This window comes from Serratia sp. PL7 (assembly GCF_945957435.1).
Window position 1 is genome coordinate 727,541 of record NZ_CAMFLB010000001.1, and the last position, 25,761, is coordinate 753,301.

Annotated in this window: 19 protein-coding genes; 16 read left to right on the forward strand and 3 right to left on the reverse strand. The window is 57.1% G+C overall.

The window, feature by feature from the left end:
• Window positions 1–24 precede the first annotated feature (24 nt).
• Together N6G83_RS03440 and N6G83_RS03445 are read left to right on the forward strand one after the other, a co-directional pair.
• Entirely contained in the window at window positions 25–1,599 is a 1,575-nt protein-coding gene (locus N6G83_RS03440) for an ABC transporter substrate-binding protein (RefSeq protein WP_025303220.1), read from the forward strand.
• 231 nt (window positions 1,600–1,830) lie between these two features.
• Entirely contained in the window at window positions 1,831–3,441 is a 1,611-nt protein-coding gene (locus N6G83_RS03445) for a hypothetical protein (protein WP_089195979.1), read from the forward strand.
• On the opposite strand, the gene N6G83_RS03450 is transcribed toward N6G83_RS03445, so the two are convergent.
• Entirely contained in the window at window positions 3,438–4,106 is a 669-nt protein-coding gene (locus N6G83_RS03450; protein ID WP_127146005.1) for a prepilin peptidase, read from the reverse strand. The two genes, N6G83_RS03445 and N6G83_RS03450, sit on opposite strands and share 4 nt — an antisense overlap.
• A 430-nt stretch (window positions 4,107–4,536) precedes the next feature.
• On the opposite strand from N6G83_RS03450, the gene N6G83_RS03455 reads away from it, so the two are divergent.
• Window positions 4,537–6,048, forward strand: coding sequence for a YchO/YchP family invasin (locus N6G83_RS03455; protein WP_025303217.1), 1,512 nt, complete (start codon window positions 4,537–4,539; stop codon window positions 6,046–6,048).
• On the opposite strand, the gene narL is transcribed toward N6G83_RS03455, so the two are convergent.
• Window positions 6,045–6,695 (reverse strand): two-component system response regulator NarL, encoded by a 651-nt coding sequence (narL, locus tag N6G83_RS03460; RefSeq protein WP_025303216.1) that lies wholly within the window; start codon window positions 6,693–6,695, stop codon window positions 6,045–6,047. The genes N6G83_RS03455 and narL overlap by 4 nt on opposite strands.
• Before the next feature lie 10 nt (window positions 6,696–6,705).
• Window positions 6,706–8,490 (reverse strand): nitrate/nitrite two-component system sensor histidine kinase NarX, encoded by a 1,785-nt coding sequence (narX, locus tag N6G83_RS03465; RefSeq protein WP_260514708.1) that lies wholly within the window; start codon window positions 8,488–8,490, stop codon window positions 6,706–6,708.
• Between the two features lie 350 nt (window positions 8,491–8,840).
• On the opposite strand from narX, the gene N6G83_RS03470 reads away from it, so the two are divergent.
• From N6G83_RS03470 to N6G83_RS03530, 13 genes are all read left to right on the forward strand, one after another.
• Window positions 8,841–10,235, forward strand: a complete 1,395-nt coding sequence (locus tag N6G83_RS03470) for a NarK family nitrate/nitrite MFS transporter (protein WP_049204107.1) — start codon at window positions 8,841–8,843, stop codon at window positions 10,233–10,235.
• Between the two features lie 772 nt (window positions 10,236–11,007).
• Entirely contained in the window at window positions 11,008–11,907 is a 900-nt protein-coding gene (locus N6G83_RS03475) for a transcriptional regulator (RefSeq protein WP_060433321.1), read from the forward strand.
• Window positions 11,908–12,087: 180 nt separating this feature from the next.
• Window positions 12,088–13,050: an NAD-dependent epimerase/dehydratase family protein gene (locus tag N6G83_RS03480; protein ID WP_260514710.1), complete on the forward strand. Its 963-nt coding sequence runs from the start codon at window positions 12,088–12,090 to the stop codon at window positions 13,048–13,050.
• 174 nt (window positions 13,051–13,224) lie between these two features.
• Entirely contained in the window at window positions 13,225–14,274 is a 1,050-nt protein-coding gene (gene wecA / locus N6G83_RS03485) for a UDP-N-acetylglucosamine--undecaprenyl-phosphate N-acetylglucosaminephosphotransferase (RefSeq protein ID WP_025303212.1), read from the forward strand.
• A gap of 45 nt (window positions 14,275–14,319) precedes the next feature.
• On the forward strand, window positions 14,320–15,453 hold the full coding sequence (locus N6G83_RS03490; RefSeq protein ID WP_025303211.1) for a polysaccharide export protein: 1,134 nt from the start codon (window positions 14,320–14,322) through the stop codon (window positions 15,451–15,453).
• Between the two features lie 27 nt (window positions 15,454–15,480).
• Window positions 15,481–17,664, forward strand: coding sequence for a polysaccharide biosynthesis tyrosine autokinase (locus N6G83_RS03495; protein ID WP_260514711.1), 2,184 nt, complete (start codon window positions 15,481–15,483; stop codon window positions 17,662–17,664).
• A gap of 4 nt (window positions 17,665–17,668) precedes the next feature.
• Window positions 17,669–18,967 carry a flippase gene (locus N6G83_RS03500; protein WP_049204106.1) on the forward strand — a complete coding sequence of 433 codons (1,299 nt, stop codon included), beginning with the start codon at window positions 17,669–17,671 and terminating at the stop codon, window positions 18,965–18,967.
• Window positions 18,948–19,796, forward strand: a complete 849-nt coding sequence (locus tag N6G83_RS03505; RefSeq protein ID WP_025303208.1) for an ATP-grasp fold amidoligase family protein — start codon at window positions 18,948–18,950, stop codon at window positions 19,794–19,796. The genes N6G83_RS03500 and N6G83_RS03505 overlap by 20 nt, the downstream gene beginning before the upstream one ends.
• 6 nt (window positions 19,797–19,802) lie before the next feature.
• Complete coding sequence (locus N6G83_RS03510; protein WP_260514712.1) at window positions 19,803–20,957, forward strand: hypothetical protein; 1,155 nt, start codon at window positions 19,803–19,805, stop codon at window positions 20,955–20,957.
• 3 nt (window positions 20,958–20,960) lie between these two features.
• Complete coding sequence (locus N6G83_RS03515; RefSeq protein ID WP_025303206.1) at window positions 20,961–21,866, forward strand: glycosyltransferase family 2 protein; 906 nt, start codon at window positions 20,961–20,963, stop codon at window positions 21,864–21,866.
• A 1-nt stretch (window position 21,867) separates the two neighbouring features.
• Window positions 21,868–22,923, forward strand: a complete 1,056-nt coding sequence (locus N6G83_RS03520) for a glycosyltransferase family 4 protein (protein WP_049209033.1) — start codon at window positions 21,868–21,870, stop codon at window positions 22,921–22,923.
• 7 nt (window positions 22,924–22,930) lie between these two features.
• Window positions 22,931–23,674, forward strand: a complete 744-nt coding sequence (locus tag N6G83_RS03525) for a glycosyltransferase family 2 protein (protein WP_260514714.1) — start codon at window positions 22,931–22,933, stop codon at window positions 23,672–23,674.
• Between the two features lie 11 nt (window positions 23,675–23,685).
• Window positions 23,686–25,545, forward strand: coding sequence for a carbohydrate-binding protein CenC (locus N6G83_RS03530; RefSeq protein WP_053089862.1), 1,860 nt, complete (start codon window positions 23,686–23,688; stop codon window positions 25,543–25,545).
• The last annotated feature ends 216 nt before the right edge of the window (window positions 25,546–25,761 follow it).

Genomic DNA, 25,761 nt, shown 5'->3' on the forward strand with positions numbered 1-25,761 from the left:
CGCGTGATTGTGGAGAGTGTATCGATGAAACGGTTAATCCCAACCTTGTTGTATGGCGCGCTGGCGGCCGCTTTCGGTGCGCAGGCCGCCACCCCGCAGGATACCTTGGTGGTGGTCAGTTCGCTGGAGGGCATTATCAGCCTCGATCCGGCGGAGAGCTTTGAAACCGTCAGCTCGGCCAATCTGGTCAACCTCTATCAGCGCCTGGTGGCGCCGGATCGCGCCGCGCCGCAAAAGCTGGCGCCGGACGCCGCAGGCAGTTGGCAGGCGGGCGCCGATGGCCACAGCCTGACCTTTACCCTGAAACCGCAGCAACGTTTTGCTTCCGGCAATCCGCTGCGGCCTGAAGACGTGATTTTCTCGCTGGTGCGTGCGGTAAAGCTGAACAAGGCGCCGTCGTTTATTCTCGGTGAGTTTGGCTGGACGCCGGATAACGTTGAGCAGCAGCTGAAGAAGGTGGGGGATAACCAGGTGCAACTCACTTGGCCCGCCAACATCGGCAGCGAGCTGGCGCTGCGGCTGCTGACGGCGAACGTGGCTTCGATCGTGGATGAGAAGCTGCTGAACGAGCACGCGCAGCAGGGGGACTACGGTAACGCCTGGCTGCGCAGCCATTCCGCCGGCGGCGGCCCGTATCGGGTAAATAACTATGTGCCGCATGAGGCGCTGCTGTTTGGCCGCAACGATTACGCGCCGTCGCCGGCAAGGTTGAAAACGGTGCTATTCAAGAACGTCAGCGACGCCGGCACCCGCCGTTTGCTGTTGCTGAAGGGGGATGCCGACGTGGCCTACGATCTGGGCGCCGACCAATTCGACTCGCTGCGCAACGCGCCGGGCGTGCGCATCGAACAGGCCGATGCGCCCCGGATCTATTACCTCGGTTTCAACACCGGCAGCAAAGACAATCCGGCGCTGGGCAATCCGGCGTTGTGGCAGGCCGCGCGCTGGCTGGTGGATTATCAGAGCATCGCCGAGCAGCTGCTGAAAGGGCAATATCGCGTGCATCAGGCCTTCTTGCCGCAGGGATTGGACGGCGCGCTCGACGATCGGCCATTTAAGCTCGACGTAGACAAAGCCAAACAGATCCTGCGCGATGCCGGCATCGCTGAAGGTACGCGCATCGATCTTATCGTCATCAACCAACCGCCGTATACCGACATCGCGCAGGCGCTGCAGGCCAGTTTTGCGCAGGCCGGACTGCGGTTGGATATTCATCCGGTGGTGGAAAGCGATCTGTGGGGCAAGATGCGCGGCCGCGATTTTCAGGCGATCTTCACCTACTGGGGCGCCGACTACCTGGATCCGAACACCAACGCCAGTGCCTTTGCTTACAACGTGTCAGGCGGGCCGAAAACCTTGGCCTGGCGCACCCAGTGGGGCATTCCCGCCATCAGCGCGGAAACGCGTGCCGCGGCTGCGGAAGGGAATAGCGCCGCGCGCAGCGCACGCTACGTCACGTTGCAACGGGAATTACAGGCCAGTTCGCCCTATGTGGTGGCGCTGCAGGGGCAAACGCTGGTGGCATTGCGGGACAATGTCGAAGGTGCCCGGCTGGATATCGCCAACAGCATGTTGTATCTGGATCGGGTCAGTAAGTGACGGCAACGCCGTGCGCCTGGCCGAGCTTTCTGTCGCGCCATAGGCCGACAGCGCGTGAAATCGTTTGCTGTTGCCACCACGAATCGTGAAATGTTGTGTCAGGGTGAAATAAAATGAAATTTCATAACGTGCTCATATGACGGTGATAGATTGGCTTCGAAAGGCGGCGTTGTTTACGCCTTTCACCGCGGTCGTCCGCAATGATGCGGACACATCACGTCAGGAGAGATTATGGACAATAACGAAAAGGCTTCAGCAGCGCGCGCAGCAACCTTGCTTGCCACCGGTGAGGTGGTTACGCCGGAACAGTTTTATCAGGACAGCGACGGAAGCAACTGGGGGCCGGCGATCAACAAAGCGGCGGCGGCGGCGCTGCAAGCCGGCGGTACGTTGTCCCTGGGGAAGCGGGTGTATACGGTCGCCGGACACGTACTCATTCAGACGACAACGGACATCTACGGCGGCATCGGTTTACGGGTGGTCGGATTGGGGCGGGCGACCAAAATTGTCAAGACGGCAGACAGCAGTTACACCAACGAACAGGGCGAAACGAAGAAAGCGGTGATCGTGGTAAAAGGCTTCGCCAATCTGACGCTGCACGGCTTGACGTTGCGGGATGATACCGGCGTAGACGACACCCACGGCGTGTGGTTCAGCGACCGCAATATGACGAAGTTTGATATTCGCGACATTTACACCAAGGTCGGCGGTTATTCGCTGTTTGTCTCGGGCGACATGTTCATCAACTGGCTGGTGAACGTGCAGATGGAGGCAAACGCCAATCGCCCGGGCGATGGGGTGCTGTGGATGGACAAGTCTGGCACCACCAATTTTATAGACGGCCTCTACGCCGCTCGCGCCAAGGGTACGGCGTTCAGAATTTCAGGGTTTTACTCTACTATCGGCTCGTTGGCTGCGGATGACTGCATCGGCGATATCTACTCTTTCAAAGATTTTAACGGCACGATCAATTCGTTGGGTTGCGAGAACCGCAACACGCAGCGCGCCGCCAATGTCAGCGTGCTGTCCACCAACTTTGCCCAAGGCACGATAGGCAATATCAATATCCAGGACGCGCAGAATGTGGAGAGCGGGGGCGTGTTGTGCCGATTCATCAACGAATCTCGTTGGGATATCGGTCAGTTGACTCTTTACAGCGGTTCTAAGACGCCTTTCCCGGTGGCGATCGCCGCCTGCAGCAACAATACCGAGGTAACCTTCAGTAACGTATACAACGGCGGCGTCCCAGTGGCCGGCAAAAGCACCGTCGATGTGACGTCGTTTTTAAGCGGGGTTGAAGCGATGTACAGTCTGGGCGAGCGGGGTATTACCCCTTCCGCCTCCAGCAACCATTTGCCGCGCAATATATCGAAACAGCCATCGTGGACTTTTTTAGGCACCCTGACTGCGCCGGATCGGCAACCTACAACGCGCATTACTCTTCAACAGGGCGTAAGCACCAAGGTGCTGGCGTGCGATTTATATATCACGTTCGATCTGACCTCGCAGGCGACCGCCTTTGTCGTCAATAAAGGCAGCTATAGCGCGAAAGGCGCCTTTATGTTGCGGCGCACTGGGCCGTTGAGCTGCGAAATATATTACCGTGTCGAGAAAGATTTCGGTTTTGGCAGTTATCAGGTGCAGACTACACGCGGCAGCTACTGGCGGCCGGACGGCGTTTCGTTGAGCACGCCGCCCTCCGATGCGTTGGAAATCCGCAGCGATGAGGTGTTATCCACGACCAGACTCGCGGTGATCCAACCACTGGCCAATCCGACAACGGCCAGCACGGCGGAAGTGGCCGGATTGCTCAATCGGCTGATCGAGACACTGAAGAATTAACCGAATAACGCCGGCGCGTTCTGGCCGGCGTCCATCAAGAGCAGCAACCAGCCGGCGGCCGCCAAGGCGATGCCGAAAGGCTGCGGCGTTCGCCAGGCGCGACGGTTGCGTCGGCCGCGCGCCAATGCCATGCCTAATCCGAACATTGCCGCCAGGCAGACCAGCAGCGGCAATATTGTCCAACCGAGCCAGGCGCCCAGCGCGGCCAACAGTTTGAAATCGCCCTGTCCGATGCCGTTACGCCGCCGCACCTGCCGATAAAGCGCGTTGAGCAGCCACAATGCCCCGTAACCGGCCACGGCGCCGAGAACCGCGTCGTCAAGCGTTGCCCAGCGAGCGTCAAGATTGCACAGCAGCCCGCCCCACAGCAGCGGCTGGGTTAGCCGGTCCGGCAGCCACCGGTGACGTCCGTCTAGCCAGGCCAGGGCGATCAGCAGTGCCGCGGCCGGCGGTAACCACAGCCGGTGTGCTGCCGGCAGGTCGAAGGGCAACGCCGTCAACGCCAAACCCAGGGCCGTTAGCAGCAGGCTGCGGCGGCGCAATCTCGGCGGGCTGGCGCGCACGGCCGCCGTTCGCTCCAAGCGGGTGATGAGCGCGAAGGCGACCAGACCCGCCGACAGCAGCGCGGTGAAAAACAGCGCGTGCCACAGTGAGGAAATAAACATCAAGGCTCCGCCATTCGTGAAACAGATGTTTAAAATAACGGCAAAATGCATATTTCATCGGGGTGAAATGCGGTGGATTGTGAGGAATGCGCAGTCGTACGCATCGCCACTTTACGTATTGCAGAGTGATACAATGCCTTGCGCGGTGGCGCTCAGCAGTGGTGTGCTGTGCTTTTTATCGGCAAAATCGACGCTAAAATGCGGTGAATTCATTTGGCGGCGGGAATGGATCGGTAAATGGTGCAAGTGACGCTGTCACTGAAGAGCGATTGGGGTTTATCCTATTGTTTCTGCTCGTCAAGCCGTTAGGCTTTAAGAGAGAGGCGTCCCCGCCAGGCCGGGACGTAAGGTTTTTCAGATCTGCCGTGGGAAAGGCGGCAGCAAAGCAGTGGGTTGGCATGCTCCAGGAGGGAGGGAGGCCAACGGTGTCATGAAAGACGTGATTCAGGCAATACTTATCAAGACCAAAAAACGATTCTGGCGCCGACGCCAGACGGCGTGGCTGGCCGGGCCACTGGTGTGGCTGGCCGGCGCAGCGGCCGCGTGCGCCGAATCCCCGCCGGCGCCGGACAGCGTCATCTCTTCTGAACAGGCCGCCGCGGACCCGGCCGCGAATTTGCCGGAGTTGGGCGGTGCGCCCGACGATGCCGCGCGCGAGAAGCAGTGGGCCGAGATGGCCAAGCAACTCGGCGAAAAAGAGTTGAACAACGTTTCACGTCAACAGATGCGCAGCCGCGCCGAAGATTATTTGCTGGGCCAGGCGACCGGTGCGCTGCAGCAACAGGCGCAGGAGCTGTTGTCGCCGTTGGGTACCGCCAGGCTATCGCTGAAGATGAGCGGCGAGGGGGACTTTACCGGCAGCAACGGGCAGTTATTCAGCCCGCTGTACGACGTCGACGGATTGTTGACCTACAGCCAGATCGGCTGGCTGCAGCAAAGCGCCGGGGCGCTTGGCAATTTCGCGCTGGGGCAACGCTGGATCGCCGGCGACTGGCTGCTGGGGTACAACACGGCGCTCGACAGCGATTTTGCTCGGCAGCGCAATAGAGGCAGCGTCGGTGCGGAAGCCTGGGGGGATTATCTGCGTTTCTCCACCAACTATTACTACCCGCTGTCGGCGTTGTCGCAACAGCCCGGCGATGGGGTATTTTTCAGCCGTCCGGCGCGCGGTTACGACATCACGACGCAAGGTTATCTGCCGTTTTATCGCCAGATCGGCGGTTCGCTCAGTTATGAGCAGTATCTGGGCGATAATGTCGATCTGTTCGGCAGCGGCAAAAAACAAAACGATCCGCGCGCGATGCAGCTGGGGCTCAATTACACTCCGGTGCCGCTGGTGACGATGAAGGCACTGCATAAGATTGGCGCGGGCGGGCAGAGCCAGGATCAGGTCGAACTGGCGCTGAGCTATCGGCTCGGGGTACCGCTGGTGAAGCAGATTTCGCCGGAGTATGTGGCGCAGGCCAAGTCGCTGCGCGGCAGCCGCTACGATCCTATCGAACGCAAGAACGTGCCGGTGCTGGAGTTCCGTCAGCGCAAGTCGCTGCAGGTGTTCCTGGCTACGCCGCCCTGGAGCCTGCAGGCGGGGGAAACCGTGCCGCTGGTGCTGGAAATCAAGGCGCTGAACGGCATCACTCACGTCAGTTGGCAGGGGGATACGCAGGCGCTGAGCCTGACGCCGCCGCACAACGCCAACGATCCGCAGGGCTGGACAGCGATCGTGCCGCCGTGGGACGACGCGCCGGGCGCCGCCAACAGCTACCGCCTATCGGTCACGCTGGAGGATGATAAACAGCAGCGCGTGACGTCCAACTGGATAGAGCTGAAAGTGGCGCCGCCGCTGACGGCAACCGCCGGCGATGACGCGGGCCTGCCGCCGATCAAAACCCTGACGCCACCGCCGATCCCGGCGCAAACCGGGCCGCTGTACGGCGGCGATTAACCGTTTTTGCCCTGCAGCACCCATACGGCGGCCTCAACGCGGGATTTTAGCTTCATCTTTTTCAGCAGGTGTTTGACGTGTACCTTGACGGTGCTTTCAGTGATGGTCAGGCGACGGGCGATCAGCTTGTTTGGCAGCCCTTGGGCGATCAGCTTCAGGATATCTCGTTCCCGCGGCGTTAGTTGCTGAATATCACGATCGGCGCTGGGGCGGTTTTCCCGCAGGCTGGCGGCGAGGATCGGCGTCAGCGCTTCGCTCAGTACCATCTGCCCGGCTGCCGCCTGATGCAGCGCCTTCAGCAGATCCTCCGGCTCCATGTCTTTCAACAGATAGCCGTCGGCGCCGCGTTTGAGCGCGCTGACGACGTCATCTTCATGGTTGGACACGCTGAACACCACGATGCGCCCTGACAGGTCGGTTTGGCGCAGACGATCCAGCGTTTCCAGCCCGTTGATGCCGGGCATGTTCAGGTCGAGCAGGATCAGATCCGGATCGTGCTGCTCCGCCAGCGTGACCCCTTGTTCACCGTTGCTGGCTTCGGCAATGACCTGCAGACGAGCGTCCATGCCAATCAGCTGTTTTACGCCGTTGCGCAGCATCGGGTGGTCGTCGATCAGTAAGATGGTGGCGGCGGTTTCTGTCGTCATGGTGTCTCCGTTAGTCGATGGCGTGGTTATCTGGCGTGAAGCTGACCCGCACCTCAGTGCCGCCGCCGCTGCGCGGTAAAATGTCGCAGCGGCCGTGCAGGCTCTTGGCGCGATCGCGCATGATGATCAAGCCGTAATGGTCGGGGCGAGACGTCTCGGCCGGCAGGCCGCGTCCGTTGTCGCAGACGCTTAGGGTCACTTCGCCCCGTTTATTGATGACCTGAATGCTCACCTCACTGGCGGCGGCATGCTTAAGGATGTTGCTGAGCGCCTCGCGGGCGATCTGCAGCAGGTGAATGGCCTGATAGGCCGGAACCGTGCGTGGCCCCAGCTGGTAATCGAGGCTGATGGTCAGGCCCAGCTTGGGATTGAACTCCGCCACCGTCGATTGCAGCGCCGCCAGCAGGCCCGGTTCGGTCAGCTGCAGGCGGAAGGTGGTCAATAACTCGCGCAGCTGGCGATAGGCGCCGTTCAGCTCTTCACGCATCTGTTGCACCAGCGCCTGGCTGGCCGAAGAGAGCGTTTCGCCCTGCATCTGCAGACAGGCGATCTGCATTTTCAGGCAGGAGAGCGATTGGGCGATGGAGTCGTGCAGCTCGCGGGCGATCGCCGCCCGCTCCTCCATCAGCATCAGCTGCTGTTGGTGGTCGACCTGACGCTCGATGGCCAGCACGCTGGTCAGCTGTTCCACCAGGGTATTGATCAGTTGGCGATGTTCATCGTTCAGCGGTTGCTGCGGCGCATGCTGTGCCACGATCACGCCGTAGTCGCCGAGCTTGTCGCTCAGGCTCCAGCTCAGCGACGGATTGTCGGGATGCTGGCGGTGGCTGTCGTTCAGGCAGGCGCTGCACACCGGGTTATGGCAATGCTCCGGCCTTAGCGGTTGGTTGCCGCTCAGCTGCAGCAGCGGTTCCCGGCTGTCGTTTTCATACAGCCGCACCTGAATGGCGCGCAACGGCGTCAGGGTTTGCAGTTGGTTGAGCAGCGGCGTCAGGCGGCTGCACAACGGCTCGCTGGCGTGCAGCTGGCGGCTGGCGCGGTAGAGGAAGCTCAGCACCTGATTTTTCTGCTGCAGGTCGGCGGTCTTCTCGGCCACGCGCTGCTCCAGCCCACTGTAGGTCGCCGACAGCTCATCGGACATGGTGTTCAATGCGCCGCCAAGCGACGCCATTTCATCCTGGTGGCCGCGTTGTGCATAGCGGCGGCTAAAATCGCCGCGGCCTACCGCCAAGGCCATCTCCACCAGTTGCCGCCACGGATGCAGCAACCGGCGCCGCAGGTAGCAGGTGGTGCCGATCAACAGCAGCAGGGTCAGCGCGATGAAGCCGGCCTGCACCAGCGTCACCATCAGCAGGCGGCGCTCGGTTTGCCTGTCGATATCCGAGACCAGCTTGTCCAGCAGCTGCACGAAGTGCGCCACCTGCGGGGCGGCATCGGCCGGGCGCTGCGCGCTGCGCAGGCGAGGTTGCAGAGTCTGTTGCCAGTAATCACGCAAGGCGTCGAACGGTTGGGTCAACCCTTCCTGCTCCACCGAACGCTGCAGATCGGGGCTGTTTTCGTCGCGCTCCAGTTCGCGGATCAACGTTTCATGCCGTTCATCCAGCGGTACCTGCGCCAGCAGTCGGTAGCTTTGCATACGCAGCGAGCCGGCTTTGTTGATGGCATGCGCGTTGCCCTGAATGCTTTGCGACATCCAGGCGGAAATCCCCATGCCGGCCACGCCCAGAATGCCCGACAGCAACATCAGCAGGGCGACCTGATTCACGATCGAAAGCGGGGTCAACAGGCGTTTCATAAGCGCGGGTTCCTGGCATTTGGCACCGCTGAAGCTCAGGGGCGAAGGCGGCGACGAGGTAAATAAGTAACGATTCAGCCGTATTTTTGATTATCCCTGAGCATAACCCCATACCTCGAATGAAGTACCCATTAGTTTCCAGCAGGACGGTGAAGCGGTAAAAATGACGGAGTGATGCTTTCTAATGCATTGATTAAAAGTGATTTAATTTTTATTCGGGGTGTACCCCTAAGGGGATGAAGGCGCTATTTGTGCCGCCAACTACTTGCATTCGGGTTGATATACATCAACTTTGCCGCCGGGGCCGCCCCCTAGGGTGTGCGGAATGATCCCCCGTGTCTGAGGTTTTTATGTCGCAACTTGCAACGCCTTCATCAAAGAAAACCGGTGCGCTGATTCAGGACTGGCGTCCTGAAGACAGCGCCTTTTGGCAGCAGCGTGGCCATCGCATCGCCACCCGCAACCTGTGGATTTCCATTCCCTGCCTGCTGCTGGCCTTCTGCGTCTGGATGCTGTTCAGCGCCGTTGCGGTCAACCTGAACAAGGTCGGTTTCAACTTCACCACCGACCAACTGTTCCTGTTGACCGCGCTGCCGTCGGTCTCGGGCGCTATTTTACGCGTGCCGTATTCCTTCGTGATCCCGCTGTTTGGTGGCCGTCGCTGGACCGCCATCAGCACCTGCTTCCTGCTGGTGCCGTGCCTGTGGCTGGGGTTCGCGGTGCAGGACAGCAGCACGCCGTACAGCGTGTTCGTCATTATTTCCCTGCTGTGCGGTTTCGCCGGGGCGAACTTTGCCTCCAGCATGGCCAATATCAGCTTCTTCTTCCCGAAAGCGCGTCAGGGCGGTGCGTTGGGGCTCAACGGCGGTCTGGGAAATCTGGGCGTCAGCGTCATGCAACTGGTCGCGCCGCTGGCGATTTCTTTCAGCCTGTTTGGCCTGTTTGGCGGCACGGCGCAAAATCAGGCAGAGGGGGGGCAGCTGTGGCTGGAAAACGCCGCCTGGATCTGGGTACCGTTCCTGCTGGTTGCCACCCTGGCGGCCTGGTTCGGCATGAACGATCTGGCCGCGGCCAAGGCATCGCTGCGCCAGCAACTGCCGGTGCTCAAGCGTGGGCATTTATGGATGCTGAGTTTGCTGTACCTCGCGACCTTTGGTTCTTTCATCGGTTTCTCCGCCGGTTTCGCCATGCTGTCGAAGACGCAATTTCCGGACGTAGTGATCCTGCATTACGCCTTCTTCGGGCCATTCCTCGGTGCGCTGGCACGGCCAGTCGGCGGCGCGCTGTCTGACCGTTTCGGCGGCGTGCGGGTGACGTTGATCAACTTTGTAGTGATGGCCGTGTTCGCCGCGCTGTTGTTCCTGACCTTGCCGATGGCGGGTGAGGGCGGTTCGTTCATCGCCTTCTACGGTATCTTTATGGTGCTGTTTCTCACGGCGGGGCTGGGCAGCGGGTCGACTTTCCAAATGATCGCCGTCATTTTCCGTAAAATCACTGTCGATCGCGTGAAAGCGGCCGGCGGCAGCGACGAGAGCGCGCAGCGTGAAGCGGTGACGGACTCCGCCGCCGCATTGGGTTTTATCTCGGCGATCGGTGCCGCAGGCGGCTTCTTCATTCCCCAGGCATTCGGCACTTCGCTGGCGCTGACCGGTTCCCCGGCGGGGGCAATGAAAGTATTCCTGGTGTTCTATATCTTGTGTGTGGTCATCACTTGGGTGGTGTATGGCCGCAAGAAAAAGGCCTGAGTATCAAACGATTTTCTCAATCCCTCCCGACAGGGGAGGGATATTTCGCTCATTCCGAGTCATCTCTCCACGCTCTCTCAGTGAAATTTTCTGCCTTTAGGTAAAATTCTCATCTCCGCTTGCCGTTTTTTTCTTTTTTTATAGTTATATCTCTCAATATGGGAATGTCTTCTCCCAAGCGTATTATATTATTTGCACGGTTTTTTCGTTTTGTTGAGAGTATTCTTACATTAAAAGATTAATGTCTTTCCCGCAGGTTAAATGAAATTTCTGGGAGGGTAAGGCATAATTAGTGCGATTGTTATAAAATCAGCAATAGGGTTTTGTCTTAGATGCTGCACGCGCCGTGTGGAATGTGTGACAGGGTTAAATCAGATAACTCTCATTCTGTTTTTTCCGGCTTTTTGTAGTCTATCTGACAATCCGATTAGGTGGAAAAACACAATGAACTCACGGAGAAGAATGAAATTTCACAATTTCATTCGGTTAACAACTGAACAGGGTTGTTATTTTTTTCTTTTTAAATCAATGAGGTGATCATTTGAACTTTACGGTAGTCATGAAGGAAATCCATGTTGCCAACAGGGAAAAAGAGTCATTTGGATAAACGGAACATCCTTAATAAGGCCTAATGTAAAAAATGAAATCAGAAAATTTTTATAAAGGCCAATATCCGATGAATGCAACCTGTTGAGTTTACATTTAATTTCTTGAACATTTTTTGATATTTCTATACAAAGTGTGCAGGACAGGCACGCTAAGGAAATTAAAAGTGAATCTTGATAGAAGAATAAAGATTAGGAATCTCGATGTTCTGACTCCTGCCGGGGAGAAATTTCGTCTGCGTTGGAAGGAGTATCAAATTCTTTCGCTGCTTGTCGCCAGATCACCAGAACTGGTAACCCGAACGGAAATTATAGAAAATATCTGGAAAGGAACTTACTGCTCAGATTCAACGATAAATCAAACAATTAAATCTATTCGCCAAAAAATCAGCGACTCGGAACATACGCTTATCAGAACCATTCCTCGGCTGGGTTACAAGGTGGAAAATCAAGCGGCTTTTCACTTTATATCCGAGGATGAAGACTACGCTGATGATGATATATTAAATAGCGGTGAGGATATTGGTGTTAATATTCAAGCGGAACTTTCTGAAAGTGAAAGTGAGTCCCCTGAGGCACACGATGAAAAAATAGATAAGCCGCGTAAAACGACGCTTGTTGCAGCGCCTGTTGCAACGGTAGAACCCTCCCAGGAACCCACTCGTGATAAAAAGTCGGCGACGGTGCGCCGATTTTTCAGCATGCCCGCCAGTCGCGTAGTGAAATACCTGACGGCATTTGCTTCTTTGCTGGTTATTTCACATTTTTCATATGTGCTCGGCAACCAAACTCGCCCGCCGGTGATCAATGATATTCAGAACAATACGCGCGTCGTGTTGACGCTGACGTTGAATAACCCCCATACCAACAGCCCACAAACCCTGTTCTGCCTGTACCAGGGGGAGAGCATGGAGCAGGCGACCATCGAATGTGTCGACCCTAAGCAGGGGCAGCTTAAATTACCGGTAAAATATGAGACCTCTTCTACGCCGGGTAAAGGTCGGATTAATCTCATATTGCCGAATAAAACCTTGCAATATCAAGTTGCTTACGATGTTAAAAATTAGTGCTAAATGAGGTTTTATCTTTAGCGATAATTTTACATTTGATGAAATATTTTATTTCATTATTTGTTATTTGAAAGCCGGGTTCGATTTGTCCAGTCTGGAACTCATTACCTAACGCATATTAGCGTCCTGTTTCCATCGAGGTGACAGGAATAATGAGAACCTGCTGAGTGACAAATTATGGATAAGCGTAAAGTAGCTATTATCGGGGGTTCCGGTTTTATCGGAACACGCCTGGCGAAACGTCTCAGTGTGCGCGATGATCTGACGTTGGTCATCGTTGATAAACAACCTAGCGCACATTTTCCGGCGCTCTATCAGTATGGCGACGTGACGCAACCCGAGACCCTGCAAGAGCCGCTGGCGGGCTGCGACGCCATCATTAATCTGGCGGCGGAACATCAGGACAACGTCGATCCCATTTCGCTCTATTATCAGGTCAATGTAGAAGGTGCACGGCATGTCTGCATGACCGCCTTCGCGTTGAATATCCACCAAGTCATTTTCACTTCCTCGGTTGCCGTTTATGGGTTCGTCGAGCAGGAAACCGATGAAGGAGGGCGTTTCGATCCTTTCAATCATTACGGCAAATCCAAGCTCGAAGCGGAATACGTTTATGAAGCGTGGCGCAAGGCGGATAGCGCCAACAAATTGACCATCATTCGCCCGACGGTGGTATTCGGTGAAGGCAACCGCGGCAATGTGTATAACCTGTTCCGCCAGATCGCCAGCGGCCGATTCGTGATGATTGGCAGTGGCAATAATATGAAGTCGATGGCTTACGTTGAAAATATTGCCGCGCGGCTGGAGCATGCGTTGGACCAGCAGTCAAGTTATCAGGTCAGCAACTACGTCGATAAACCGGACTTTACGATGAATCAATTGGTCGACGTTATTTCCTCCTCGCTGGGCAGAGAAAATAAGACGATTCGCATTCCTTATGTGGTGGGAATATGCGGGGCGACCGCCTTGGATGTCGTGAGTAAAATAAGTCGTAAAAAATTCCCAATCAGTCGCGTCAGAGTGCAGAAATTCTGCGCCAGAACGCAATTTAAAAGTAATGTGCAAAATAATTTCGTGGCGCCGGTTGAACTTGATTCGGCAATCGAAAGAACCATTAAACATGAGTTTTCTGATAGATAACTTAACCGCACGCTGACGTTATTTACTTATTTCCGCCGACAAGCGGATAAATCTGTATTTTTCAGGATTAATTCATGCTGACTTATATCCTGGCAGGATCAATTTTGTTTTTGTTAATAGCGCATTGGGAGCTGTAACTCAAGGGCGGTAGCGTGCTTATTCGCTGGAGGAACGATGTTATATCAACTGAGCGTGATATTTGTGCTGGCGGTAGCGTGGGTCCTTATTGCCCGCCGGGCCGCCTTAACGGTGGGATTAGTGGATAAGCCCAATGCGCGTAAGCAACATCTGGGACACATTCCGCTGGTCGGCGGTATCGCCGTGTACCTGACGCTGATGCTGATGACGCTGTGGCAACCCGCCTGGCTGCCTGACAGCACCGTCTATCTGCTGTGCATTACGGCGCTGGTGGTGTTGGGCGTGCTGGATGACCGCTTTGATCTGCCCGTGGCGCCACGCGTCATGGTGCAGGGAGGGATCGCGCTGGCGATGATGCTGGCGGCAGGGATGCAGCTTTCCTCATTGGGCTATGTTTGGGGGCATCAGGAAGTGATGCTCGGTTATGGCGCGTTGCTGCTCACGCCGCTGGCGGTATGGGGAGCGATCAACGCCTACAACATGGTGGATGGCATCGATGGGCAACTGGGCGCCTTGTCCTGCGTGACCTTCGTCGCGTTGGCTATCGTGTTCGGATTGGGCGGCAGGGAAGATCTGGCGCTGTGGTGCCTGGGCCTGATCGTCGCGCTGGCGGCCTATCTGTTGTTCAACCTGAGCCTGTTCGGCGCGCGCAACAAGATCTTTATGGGGGACGCCGGCAGCATGGTGATCGGCTTCAGCGTGCTGTGGCTGGTGTTGCTGGCGACGCAGGGGCCACAGGCGGTAATGCGTCCGGTCACCGCGCTGTGGCTGATCGCCATTCCTCTGATGGACATGGTGACTGTGATGGTGCGTCGCCTGTTGCGTCGCCAAAGCCCCTTCAAAGCGGGCCGCGATCATTTGCACCATATTCTGATGCGTCGTGGGCTCAATGCGCGTCAGGCGCTGGCGATGAGCACCATGCTGGCGGTGACGTTGGCCTGCATTGGCATTTGCAGTGAAGTGTTGCAGCTGCAGGAAAGCCAAATGTTGGTGGCGTTTCTGTTCTGTTTTTGCGGTTATTTCGTCATGTTGCGCGAACCGCGTCAGGCGACGGTGTTCAGCGATAATCCGACCGTCGGCCGTTAATCCCCTCACGGGCTGCGGCAGCAGCCCGTTTATCACGGTACTTCCATGAATTTTCATTTGCCTCTTTTGATGCCATTGGCCTTCACCTCCGCGCTGTTGAGTGGATGTACGGTGGTTCCCGGTTCACATTTACCGACCAGCGGAAAAGCCATCGTCGTGCAACAGGACGACGATTTCGATTTGAATGACCAGGTACAGGTTTATCGCATGTCGCCGATGCTGCTGCAGAAAATGCGGCGCGTAGAACCGGTCGCCCGGCCGAACCCGGCGCTGGATCAGCGATTGCAGAGCTATCAATACCGCATCGGCGTCGGCGACGTGTTGAACGTCACCGTCTGGGATCACCCCGAGTTGACCACGCCGGCCGGGCAATACCGCAGCGCCAGCGACACCGGCAACTGGGTGCATGCGGATGGCACGATTTTTTATCCCTATATCGGGCGAGTGGCGGTGGTGGGCAAGACCGTCACCGAAGTGCGCAGCCTGATCGCCGGCCGTCTGGCGCAGTATGTGGAAAGCCCTCAGGTAGACGTCAGTATTGCCGCTTTCCGTTCGCAGAAGGCTTACGTGACCGGCGAAGTGAAAACCTCCGGCCAACAGGCGATCACCAACGTGCCGTTGACCATTCTGGATGCGATTAACGCCGCCGGCGGCCTGACGGACAACGCCGATTGGCGCAACGTCGTGCTGACCCATCAGGGCAAAGAGCGGGCTATCTCGCTGCAGGCGCTGATGCAGCGCGGCGACATCAGCCAGAACGCGCTGCTGCAGCCGGGCGACATCCTCTACATCCCGCGCAATGACGAATTGAAAGTGTTCGTGATGGGCGAGGTGGGCAAGCAAGCGACGCTGAAGATGGATCGCAGCGGCATGACCCTGACCGAGGCCCTCGGATCTTCCGAAGGGATCAGCCAGACGGTGGCGGATGCGACCGGGGTGTTCGTGATCCGGCCGAGCGGCGGTAAAACACCGCAGCGACTGGCGACGCTGTATCAGTTCGATCTCTCCGACGCCAGCGCGCTGGCGATGGGCGCTGAATTTCAGCTGCAACCTTACGACGTCGTGTACGTCACTGCGGCGCCGGTCGCGCGCTGGAACCGTTTGATCAGCCAGCTGGTGCCGACCATCAGCAGCTTTAACGATCTCAGCGAGGCGACCTTGCGCGTGCGCAACTGGTAACTCCGCAGGGTGAATAAGGAACAGAAGATGAAAAATAATGCGCTGTCCGTGATGGTGGCCGAACAAGACGAAAAGCTGGAGTGGGAACGCCTGATTGGGCCGCTGTGGGATAACCGCTGGCGGATCGCCGTCGTGACCGGCGTGGCAGGCATGTTGGGCGTCGCCTACGCCCTGTTGGCCACCCCGGTGTACCAGGCTACGGCGGTGGTGCAGGTGGAGAAGCAGCTGTCCGGCGATTCGCTGCTGCGTGAAACGTTGGACAGTTCAATGATGGGGCAAAATTCGGCGACACAGGATGAGGTGACGCTGGCTAAGTCGCGCTACGTGCTGGGAAAAACGGTGGACACCCTCGGTCTGACGGTGCGCGTCAGCCCGGACTATTTCCCGGTGTTCGGCAAAGGCTTTGCCCGCTTGAGCGGTGAAAAGACGCCGGTGCTGAGTATTGCCACGCTGACGACGCCGGCGGACATGGAGGGCGAAGCGCTGACGCTGACGGTGCGCGATGGGCAGCATTACGAGCTGAGTTATGACGGCAGCAAACTGTTCAGCGGCGTGGTCGGGCAGCCGGTGGCGCAAGGCGGTTGGAACATGACCGTCTCGGCGCTGGACGCTTCGCCGGGCGCCAGCTTTACCGTGGTCAAAGTCGCGCGTCAAGAAGCGGTGGACGATCTGCGTAAATACCTGGACGTGGTGCCGAGTGGCAAGGACAGCGGCATCATGACCTTTACGCTGCCGAGCGAAGATCCGCAGAGCGCCGAGGCAATGCTGAAGAACATCACCGACAACTACCTGCAGCAGAACGTGGACCGCAAAACGGAAGAAGCTCAGCGAATGCTGGCGTTCCTGCAAGAGCAGCTGCCGCAAACGCAAACCTCGTTGAACAACGCCGAAACCCAACTTAATCAGTTCCGCCAGCAAAATGACTCGGTGGATCTGTCGCTTGAAGCCAAATCGGTGCTGGATACTCAAGTGCAGCTCGAGGCCCAGCTCAACGAGCTGACCTTCAAGGAAGCGGAAATCTCCAAACTCTACACCCGCGCGCACCCGGCTTACCGGGCGCTGCTGGAGAAGCGCGCCACGCTGGAGGCGGAAAAGGCACGGCTGGGTAAACAGGTGCAGACGTTGCCGAAAATGCAGCAGGAGATCCTGCGTCTTACCCGCGACGTGCAGGTGGATCAGCAGGTTTACATGCAGCTGATGAACAAGCAGCAGGAACTGAGCATCAGCAAGGCCGGCACGGTGGGCAATGTGCGCATCATCGACGAAGCGGAAACCGCGCTGCGGCCGATTAAGCCGCAAAAGATGCTGATCGTATTGTTGGCGCTGCTGCTTGGCGCCGGGGGCGGCGCCATCGTAGTGCTGCTGCGTGCGGCCTTCCATCGCGGCATCAATGACATCGATACCCTGGAGAAGCGGGGCATCAACGTCTACGCCACCGTGCCGCTGTCGCCGTGGCAGGTGAAGCGCAACCGCGAGCAACGTCAGCTGCTGCCAAGGTCCGGGGGGCGGCGCTTGCCGATCCTGGCGGTGGCCGAACCGACGGACCTGTCGGTGGAAGCGATCCGCAGCCTGCGCACCAGCCTGCATTTCGCCATGATGGAGGCCAAGAACAACATTCTGATGGTCTCCGGCGCCAGCCCGGAAAGCGGCAAGAGCTTTACCAGCACCAACCTGGCGGTGGTGGTGGCGCAGGCCGGGCAGCGGGTGCTGTTGATCGACGCCGATATGCGCAAAGGCTTCCTGCACCGCTGGCTGGCGGATGATGGGCATCAGGGGCTGTCCGACATGCTGGTGGGCAACGTGATGGCGGAACAGGCGGTGCGGAAAACCGCCATCGCCAATCTGGACTTCGTGCCGCGCGGTCAGGTGCCGCCGAACCCGTCCGAACTGCTGATGCACCGCCGATTCGCCGACTTCCTGCGCTGGGCCGGGCAGAACTACGATCTGGTGCTGATCGACACGCCGCCGATTCTGGCGGTGACGGACGCGGCGATCGTCGGCAATCACGCGGGTACCTCACTGCTGGTGGTGCGCTTTGAGGTGAATACCGTCAAGCAGATCGAAACCAGCATGCGTCGTTTCGAACAGAATGGCGTGGCGATCAAGGGCGTGATCCTCAACGGGGTGGTGAAGAAGGCGGCAACCGACATGAGCTATTACAACTTCGCCTACCCAAGCCATCGGGAAGATCACCCGCAGGCAGGGGAATAAGCGGGTGAAGGCCATTATCACCAATGCCCTGTGGCTGATGCTTGAACGCGTTTCGCTCAGCCTGTCCGGCATCTTCGTCTCCATTTACGTTGCGCGCTATCTGGGGCCCGCGCAGTTTGGCACCCTCAACTATCTGTTGGCGACGATCGCCATCGTAGTGCCACTGGTGCAGTTGGGCGCCGACAGCATCATTTTCAACCGCGTCGCCCGCCGACAGCCGAGCGGCATTCGCCTGATGCTGGCGTCAATACGCCTGCGTCGTTGGCTGTTCCTGGTGGTGGCGCTGCCGATGCTGATATGGAGCTATTTCAGCCAATCGCCCGCCAGCCAACTGATGACGCTGTTGCTGCTTATCAGCGCCTATTTCTCGATTCAGGACGTGTACAAAATTTATTACGATGCCCGCCTGCAGTCGAAACGCAATACGCTGATCAACAACCTGGCGCTGCTGCTGTCGATCGGGCTGCGGCTGGCGCTGGTGAGCGCGGCGCTGCCGCTGGTGTGGTTCGCGGTACCCTACATCCTCAGCAGCGCCGTACCTTACCTGGCGCGCCTCTGGTTATTCCGTGCGGAAGCGGCGGCCTCGCCGCGGGTTACGCCGCGCCAGGCCAGGCGCTATGGCCGTTATTTGCTAAAGGTGGGCCTGCCGTTGGCCATCTCCAGCCTGTCGATAGTGATCTATACCCGCATCGATCAAATCATGCTGGGCAATCTGGTCGGCGAGCAGGCGGTAGGCTGGTTCAGTGCCGCCACCACCCTCAGCCAAGGCTGGGTTTTCGTGCCGATGGCGCTGATCACTTCGTTGATGCCGGGCATTGCCAGCTGTCGCGATCCGTTGGAGCAGGAGTACCGTATTCGGGTGCTTTATCTGGTGGTCTTGGGCCTGTCGTTGCCGGTGTTGCTGGGCCTATGGTGGTTCGCCCACCCAGCGATTGCGCTGCTGTACGGCGCCGCTTTCCAACCGGCCGCCAATATCCTGGCTATTTGCACGCTGACCTCGCTGTTCTCGGTAATGGGGACGGTTTCGTACCGCAGCATCGTGCTGTTCGCCGGCTATCGTTTTATCGCCATCAAGATGCCGTTGGTGGCGGTGGCGAACGTGGTGATGAATCTGCTGCTGATCCCGCGCTACGGCCTGATCGGTGCGGCGGTATCTACGCTGTTGGCGGAGTTCATTTCGTTCTTCGTGCTGAACAGTTTATTCCGTGGCGGAAAAATTACCCGACTGCAGCTGACCTGTTTTTACTGCCTGCCGCGTCTTGTCAGCAAATTAAGGAGAGAGCATGTTAAACATCCTGGTTAAAAATATTTCCAAGCGCCTGCCCGATGCCTGGCACCATCAGGTTAAATACGCGCTCTATTTCAAGAAGCTGCCGCACCTGTCAAAACCGACCGGCTTCAGCGAAAAGATCATGCGCCGCAAAATTTATCCGCGCAGCATCTACACCACTTTGTCGGACAAGTTCAAGGTGCGTGAATTTATCGCCGGCCTGTGGGGCGAGGAGTATCTGGTGGAGCTGTATGCGCATGGCACTGAACTTAGCTACGACATGTTCAGGCAATTGCCTAACGCCTTTGTGCTGAAGGCCAACCACGGCAGCGGCTATAACCGCTTGGTGTTCGACAAGCAGCAGATTAGCTACGCGGAGTTGTACGATCTCAGCAACGCGTGGATGCGCAGCAACTTTTATGAGCAGAGCCGCGAAAAGCATTATCTGGATATCGAACCCTGCATCATGGTGGAGCGCCTGTTGCTGGATGGCGAACAGGTGCCGAACGATATCAAGTTTCATTGTTTCAACGACAATCATGAAATTCGTATGTTCATCCAGGTGGATTACCAGCGTTTCGGCACCCATCGGCGCGATATTTTTGATATCGACTGGAACCGCACCGAAATTCGTATCAACTTGCCGAATGCAGACGAACCGATGCCGCGTCCTACACGGCTGGAGGAAATGATACGTTTGGCTCGCCAGACCGCGCAGCAGTTCTCTTATGTCCGTGTGGATTTCTACCAGGTCGGTGAGAAGGTGTATTTCGGTGAGTTGACGTTTACGCCTGGCGCGGGGTTAAGCAAGCTGATGCCGAAAAACATTGAGCAGGAATGGGGCAGTTATTTTACTGAGTAAACGCTTATGCAAAGAGTCGCCTCCAATTTTCAAATGCATGCCAATGCGGGTTATAATCAGTCGCGAGATTTAGTCAATCAATCAATTGTATTGACCTTCCTGCTGATGTTTTTCGTGAAAACGTTCCTGACCTCGGGATCGTTCAATAGCGAGCTGATTAATAAAGCGGTCATGGGGCTTAATGGCTTGATGTTGCTCTATGTTGGCTATGCATTTTTTATCGCTACGCTGGCGGAAAAGGCGGTTGCGGGTTTTTTGGTTCTGCTGTTTCTTGTTAATATTGCCACCGGTCATGGTGATTATCTGTTTGGTGCGGTATTCAGCACGGCGGTGATCATTTTATTTCGTCGCATCGAAATGGGGCGTGGCGCTGGAATGTTTGCCATCACCTTTGTGGTGGCAGGGTTACTGGTGGTTATTCCCTATATCTTTTACACCGATGGGTTTGTTTACCTTGATGAGCGTTACGGCAATCGATTAACGCTGGGGTTCGATAATCCGAATACCCTGGCGTATTATTCTTTTGCCTTGTTCGCCACATTGCTGTGCCTGATCGACCATGCGAAATTAACGCGAGGAATGAAAAATATCGCTTCGCTGGCGGTATCGGCGTTAATTCTCCCGGTGCTGATGTATTCCTATTCTCGCACCTGTTTTATGTTGGCGCTGTTGATGTTGTTGCTGTTTTGGCTGGCGCCGCTGCTGCGTGTCGCGCCGAACAGAAAAGTCTGCATCGCGCTGACGTTGGCCATTGTAGGCTTTCAATTCGCCAGCGTTATACGCTGGGGGAGTAATCCGGCCTTGGACGTCCTCTTGAACCAGGCGTTGACCGGGCGAATCTGGTTCTCCTGGCAGATGTTTCAGGCGGTGGGGCTACCCAATCCGCTGTTCGGCATGAATATAGAGCCTTATAAGCCCGTCGATTTCTTCTTCATCGCCATGTTTTATTCGGCCGGTGGCATCGCTTCTGTCGTCATGCTTTTTTGTTATTTTCACCTGTTGGGCAATATGCGCAGGCTGAGTCGGTTCATGCGCTGGGTGGTGGTTGTTTTCCTGCTGACAACCTTTACGGAAACCTATTTTTTGGTCCCGGTATTTAACGTGTCGTTATTGTTGCTTTGCCGTGGAAAAGAAATGATAAATTCTAAGTTGGAGGGTTAAGAAATGGATTTCTCGATCGTTATCCCTATTTATAATAGTGCACGCTACCTGCCGAAAACGCTGAAGCGGATTTTCAACGCTTGCCAAGGATTCGACTATCAGGTGATTTTGGTTGATGATTGCTCTGACGAGGATGATATCAAGTATATTCGTCAGATAGCGGCGACGAATAGCAATGTGATGCTGCATGAGAAAAAACAGAAGAGCAATGCGGCGGTGTCGCGCAACTTAGGTACCAAGTTAGCGCAATCGGAGATCGTGTTTTTCCTCGACTCTGATGATTACTTCACGACCAACTATATTATTCGTCGCATGAATAAACATGAGGATCGCCATATTGATATTATCTTCGGCAACTATGCGGAGGTGAGCGGCGATTCGGTGCGTGATTTCAACTTCCATTATAAATCCGGTTCCTCCGGCGAGGATTTTCTTTTTCTGGAAATGGGCGATATTCGTTCATCCACCATCAGCATCCGTAAAAAAAGCGATCGCCGCTTTTTATTTCCCGAGTTCCTCAATAAGCATCAGGACTGGGGTTTTTTGGTCAATGCCACCAATTTGGGCGCGCATGTGGCGCACGACGCCGGCGGAGGGGTGTTTCTCGACGTAGGGCGCTATGGGCGCATGACGGCGAAGCTCAATCTGGAGGCCAGCGACCGCTTTATCAATACCTTCCTCAGCCCCAGCGATCGCCATATCAGCGGATTCGCCTGCAAGCATCTGCTGGCCTCGCTGTATTCGGAAAACGCCCAGGCGTTCAATTATTACTCGTCGCGCATCGTGCGGCACAGCCTGAGCGGCAAGTTCAAGGTGATCAAATGGTATGGCGATTGTCTGGCGCGGTTGGGATTGTTCTCGGTTGGCGGCCGGCTGCTGCGCAATGTGCGCCAGGGATTCAGGAGATGATATGCAAGCACGCAAGGTAATCATCGTTATCGAAAATATCGCGGGCAAGGGCGGTACTGAACGGGTCGCCAGCGGTTTGGCCAACGCGCTGGCGCGTCTGCCGGGTTATGAGGTGGCGGTGTTTTCGCTGTTTGGCGAGCGGAGCTTCTTTCCGCTGGCGAGTGACGTCCGGTTGCGCTGCGGCGGTGGCGATTCGCTGTTCTGGCCATGGCGGCTGGCATTGGCGCTGCGGCGTGAACGCGCGGACGTGATCATTACCGTTTCTATGGGAAAACTGTCGGTGGTGATGACGCCTTTTCTGCGTTTGTTCTGTGCCCGCAGCCGGTTGCTATTAAGTGAGCACGTCAGCTTTCACCAGTATCCGCGCGTATTTAAGTGGCTGAAGTTGCTGGTTTACCGGCTGAGCGATCGCGTGATTTTCCTGACGCGGCAAGATAGCGACGCCATCGCTCGCTGGGTGGGGGCCGGAAAATGTCGGGTGATCGAGAACGTTTCGCCATTCGGCGCACAGGCGCCGACGCCGGCGCTGCAAAAAAAGGTGGCGCTGGCGGTGGGGCGATTGAGCAATCAGAAAGGCTTCGATCGACTGATCGCACTGTGGCGAGGGGTGGTGGCGCAGGCGCCGGATTGGCGTCTGCTGATTATTGGCGACGGTCCGGAGCGCGACGCATTGCGGCGACAGATTGAAGACGCCGGGCTGGAGCGGCAGGTGAGTCTGCTGCCGGCCACCGCTGACGTGGCGGACTATTATCGCCAGGCCAGCCTGTATTTGATGACCTCTCGCTATGAGGGATTGCCGATGGTGTTGATCGAAGCCATGAGTTTCGGCCTGCCGCTGGTGGCCTACGACTGCAAGACCGGCCCGGCCGAGTTGATAGACGATGGCGTCAACGGCTATCTGGTGCCCGATGACGACGCCGCCGCCTTCAGCGAAGGGGTGATCAAACTGATGCTCGATCCGGGTTTGCGCGAGCACTTCTCTATCGCCGCGTTAGAGAAGTCTCGTCGTTTTTCTCCCGAACGTATTTATCCCCAGTGGCAACAGCTCACCGAGTGAGGACAGAATGGAAAAGATATCCGTGATAATGCCGGCCTACAATGCTGCGAACTCTATTAAAGAGTCGATTCTAGGCGTGCTGAATCAGCGATTTACCGATTATCACCTGTATGTGATCGATGATGCGTCTACCGACGATACTGCCGAGGTGGTACGGCCGTTTATCCACGATCGCCTCACCTATATCCGTAATGAGCATAACCAGGGCGTGGCGGAAACGCGCAACATCGGCATTGAGGCGGCGAAAGGCGACTATATCGCCTTCTGCGACAGTGATGACGTATGGCTGCCCAACAAGCTGTCGCGGCAGGCGAGCATTTTGCAAACCCGCCGCTACGACGTGGTGTGCTCACATTATTACACCTTCGAAGACGACCTGAAATTGATCAAAAACACCCGTGGTGCGGATGAGCTTATTGGTTATCAGGATATGTTGAAAAGCAACTGGATTGGCAATCTCACCGGCATCTACAACCAGAGGCGCATCGGTAAGGTGTATCAGCAAAAAGTGGGCCATGAGGACTATTTGATGTGGCTGGCGGTGCTGCAGAAGGCGCGTAACGGCCTGGCCTACTGCATTCCCGAACCGCTGGCCTGTTACCGATTGTCTACCCATTCGCTGTCGGGCAACAAAATCCGCGCCGCGGACTGGCAATGGCGGATTTACCGTCAGCATTTGGGGCTGTCTTACCAGAAATCTTGCTATCTGTTCGCCACCTATCTGTTCAATGCCGTGGTGAAAAGGAAGTGACCATGAGGGGGATGTATCAGAGGGTGGCTCTGGGCTGTTGCGCCTTGTGGAGCGCTTCGGCTCTGGCGCAGAGCTGCCAACCCAATCTGTTGGCCAACCCCGGCTTTGAGCAGGGGCTCAGCGGCTGGCGCGCGCAGGGCGCACAGGGCGACGGCGATACGCACAGCGGCCGTGGCAGTCTGCGTTATGACAATGCAGATGCAGCGCAGTACCGTACCTTCAACCAGGCGCTGCAGGTTGTGCCCGGGCAGACGATCGATTTCGGCGTCTGGCTCAAGACCCGCGGCGTACGCGGGCAAAGCCGCGACGGCGGCGCCGGGGTTTATCTGCAAAGCTTTGATGCGCAGGGGCGCTTTCTGGAAGGCAGCTATCCGGCTGGCGTGACCGGCGACAGCGGTTGGCGGCAGGTGAACGCCAGCTATACCGTGCCGCCGCAGGCGGCGCGAATCACTTTTGGCGTTTACCTGCGTAAGGGGACCACCGGTACCGTCTGGTTTGACGACGCCTATGCGTGTACTCGAGCGCCTAAGCCGGCATTGTATCAGCTCGGCGCGTCGGCGCAGGGAAAGGTCGACACGCTGATAGTCACTGCGCAGCCGCAGCATTTGCAGGTCGATAGCGAATTGCTTAATGCCGAGGGGCAGGTTGTTCACCGTAGCCGCGACCGTTATCAAGTTGAAGGGCAGCGCCGTATCGAATACCCACTGCCGACCGGTCTGGCCCAGGGGGAGTACCGCCTGCGTCAGCAGGTCACCGGTCAGCAATCCCAGCCGGCACAGGGCAGCGAGCTGTCTTTTCGCGTTGGCCAGCCTGCGGCCAAAGTGGCGATCGACAGCAAAGGCTTTACCCTGCGCGATGGTCAACGGCTTTTCCCGTTGGGCATTTACGCCAACGTGGCTACCGATGAACATTTGGCGCGCATCGCCTCGGCGGGATTCAACACGGTGCTGAACTATGATTATGGGGAAAAGAAAGATCCTTACGCCTTTTTCCGCAACGCACGCAAGCGCGGGCTGCTGGTCATTTACTCCGTCAAAGATCAGTACCGCGGCAGCCGTTTCGCGCCGGCCGTGCGCGGTGGCGACTACGCGGCGATGACGGCCTGGTACGTGCAGCGCTTGCGCTCTCAGCCCAACCTGCTCGCCTGGTACATCAACGATGAACTGGGGCCGGAATATCTCGATAAGATCGAGGAAAAAAACCTGCAAATAAAGCGGCTTGACGGCGATCACCCCACCTTCCAGGTGTTGAACAAAACCGGGGAGTTGGACGCCTACTTTAACAGCAGCGACATTTTGGCGACCGACCCTTACCCGGTGGGGAACGATCGCGATCTGACGCGCACTACGCGTTATACCGAACTGACGGTGCAGGCCGCCCGCCAGGCACGCGGGGCCTGGGTGGTGATGCAAATCATGGATCACGCCGCTTATGACGCCCGCCGCAAGCCACATCCGCCGTCAGAGGCGGAAATCCGCAACCAGGCCTGGCAGGCGCTGATCGGCGGCGCTAAGGGGCTGTTGTTTTATTCTTATACCGATCTGTTTTACAAGCGTAAAACCGGCCGCTTCGACCAACGGGAGTTTGACGCCACCTGGCGTGGCGTGGCTGCCGTGTCGCAGCAAATTGCCGCTTTCACCCCTTATCTGCTGACGGGAAAATCGACGCCGCTGGCGGGAAGCGACCCGCAAATGCCGGCGCGGATGTTTATTCTGGGCGATCGCGCCTTGCTGCTGGTAGCCAACCCCTACTATCGAGAGGGAAGCACCCGCTTGCGCCTTCCGGCGGGCTGGCGGCAGCAGGGAGAGGGCACGGAGGTCAAGCTGGCGTTGCCCGCAGTGGGCACCGCGACGCTGTGGCTTCAACGCTGAAAGCGACGAGTTAGCATCACGCGGGAGGTTTCTCCCGCGTCCTACCCCCAAATACCCCACCTTGCCCCCCGCCCGTCAGTCTCTGTCATGAATTCCTGATTTATTCATTCAAATTCAATTAATTAAAGTTAAGTCTCGCACCTATACTTTGGTGGTATTTCATCCTCGACGCGCGCGTCGCCTCCCGCTTTCTCTTGATCGCAATCAATTTGCCGC

Excerpts from the sequence above, each read along its gene's own strand:
- N6G83_RS03525 (WP_260514714.1), top strand. The coding sequence starts at position 22,931 with ATGGAAAAGATATCCGTGATAATGCCGGCCTACAATGCTGCGAACTCT.
- wecA (WP_025303212.1), top strand. The coding sequence starts at position 13,225 with ATGTTATATCAACTGAGCGTGATATTTGTGCTGGCGGTAGCGTGGGTC.
- N6G83_RS03515 (WP_025303206.1), top strand. The coding sequence starts at position 20,961 with ATGGATTTCTCGATCGTTATCCCTATTTATAATAGTGCACGCTACCTG.
- N6G83_RS03455 (WP_025303217.1), top strand. The coding sequence starts at position 4,537 with ATGAAAGACGTGATTCAGGCAATACTTATCAAGACCAAAAAACGATTC.
- N6G83_RS03520 (WP_049209033.1), top strand. The coding sequence starts at position 21,868 with ATGCAAGCACGCAAGGTAATCATCGTTATCGAAAATATCGCGGGCAAG.
- narX (WP_260514708.1), bottom strand. The coding sequence starts at position 8,490 with ATGAAACGCCTGTTGACCCCGCTTTCGATCGTGAATCAGGTCGCCCTG.
- N6G83_RS03505 (WP_025303208.1), top strand. The coding sequence starts at position 18,948 with ATGTTAAACATCCTGGTTAAAAATATTTCCAAGCGCCTGCCCGATGCC.
- N6G83_RS03450 (WP_127146005.1), bottom strand. The coding sequence starts at position 4,106 with ATGTTTATTTCCTCACTGTGGCACGCGCTGTTTTTCACCGCGCTGCTG.
- N6G83_RS03445 (WP_089195979.1), top strand. The coding sequence starts at position 1,831 with ATGGACAATAACGAAAAGGCTTCAGCAGCGCGCGCAGCAACCTTGCTT.
- N6G83_RS03490 (WP_025303211.1), top strand. The coding sequence starts at position 14,320 with ATGAATTTTCATTTGCCTCTTTTGATGCCATTGGCCTTCACCTCCGCG.
- N6G83_RS03480 (WP_260514710.1), top strand. The coding sequence starts at position 12,088 with ATGGATAAGCGTAAAGTAGCTATTATCGGGGGTTCCGGTTTTATCGGA.
- N6G83_RS03440 (WP_025303220.1), top strand. The coding sequence starts at position 25 with ATGAAACGGTTAATCCCAACCTTGTTGTATGGCGCGCTGGCGGCCGCT.
- narL (WP_025303216.1), bottom strand. The coding sequence starts at position 6,695 with ATGACGACAGAAACCGCCGCCACCATCTTACTGATCGACGACCACCCG.
- N6G83_RS03530 (WP_053089862.1), top strand. The coding sequence starts at position 23,686 with ATGTATCAGAGGGTGGCTCTGGGCTGTTGCGCCTTGTGGAGCGCTTCG.
- N6G83_RS03470 (WP_049204107.1), top strand. The coding sequence starts at position 8,841 with ATGTCGCAACTTGCAACGCCTTCATCAAAGAAAACCGGTGCGCTGATT.
- N6G83_RS03510 (WP_260514712.1), top strand. The coding sequence starts at position 19,803 with ATGCAAAGAGTCGCCTCCAATTTTCAAATGCATGCCAATGCGGGTTAT.
- N6G83_RS03495 (WP_260514711.1), top strand. The coding sequence starts at position 15,481 with ATGAAAAATAATGCGCTGTCCGTGATGGTGGCCGAACAAGACGAAAAG.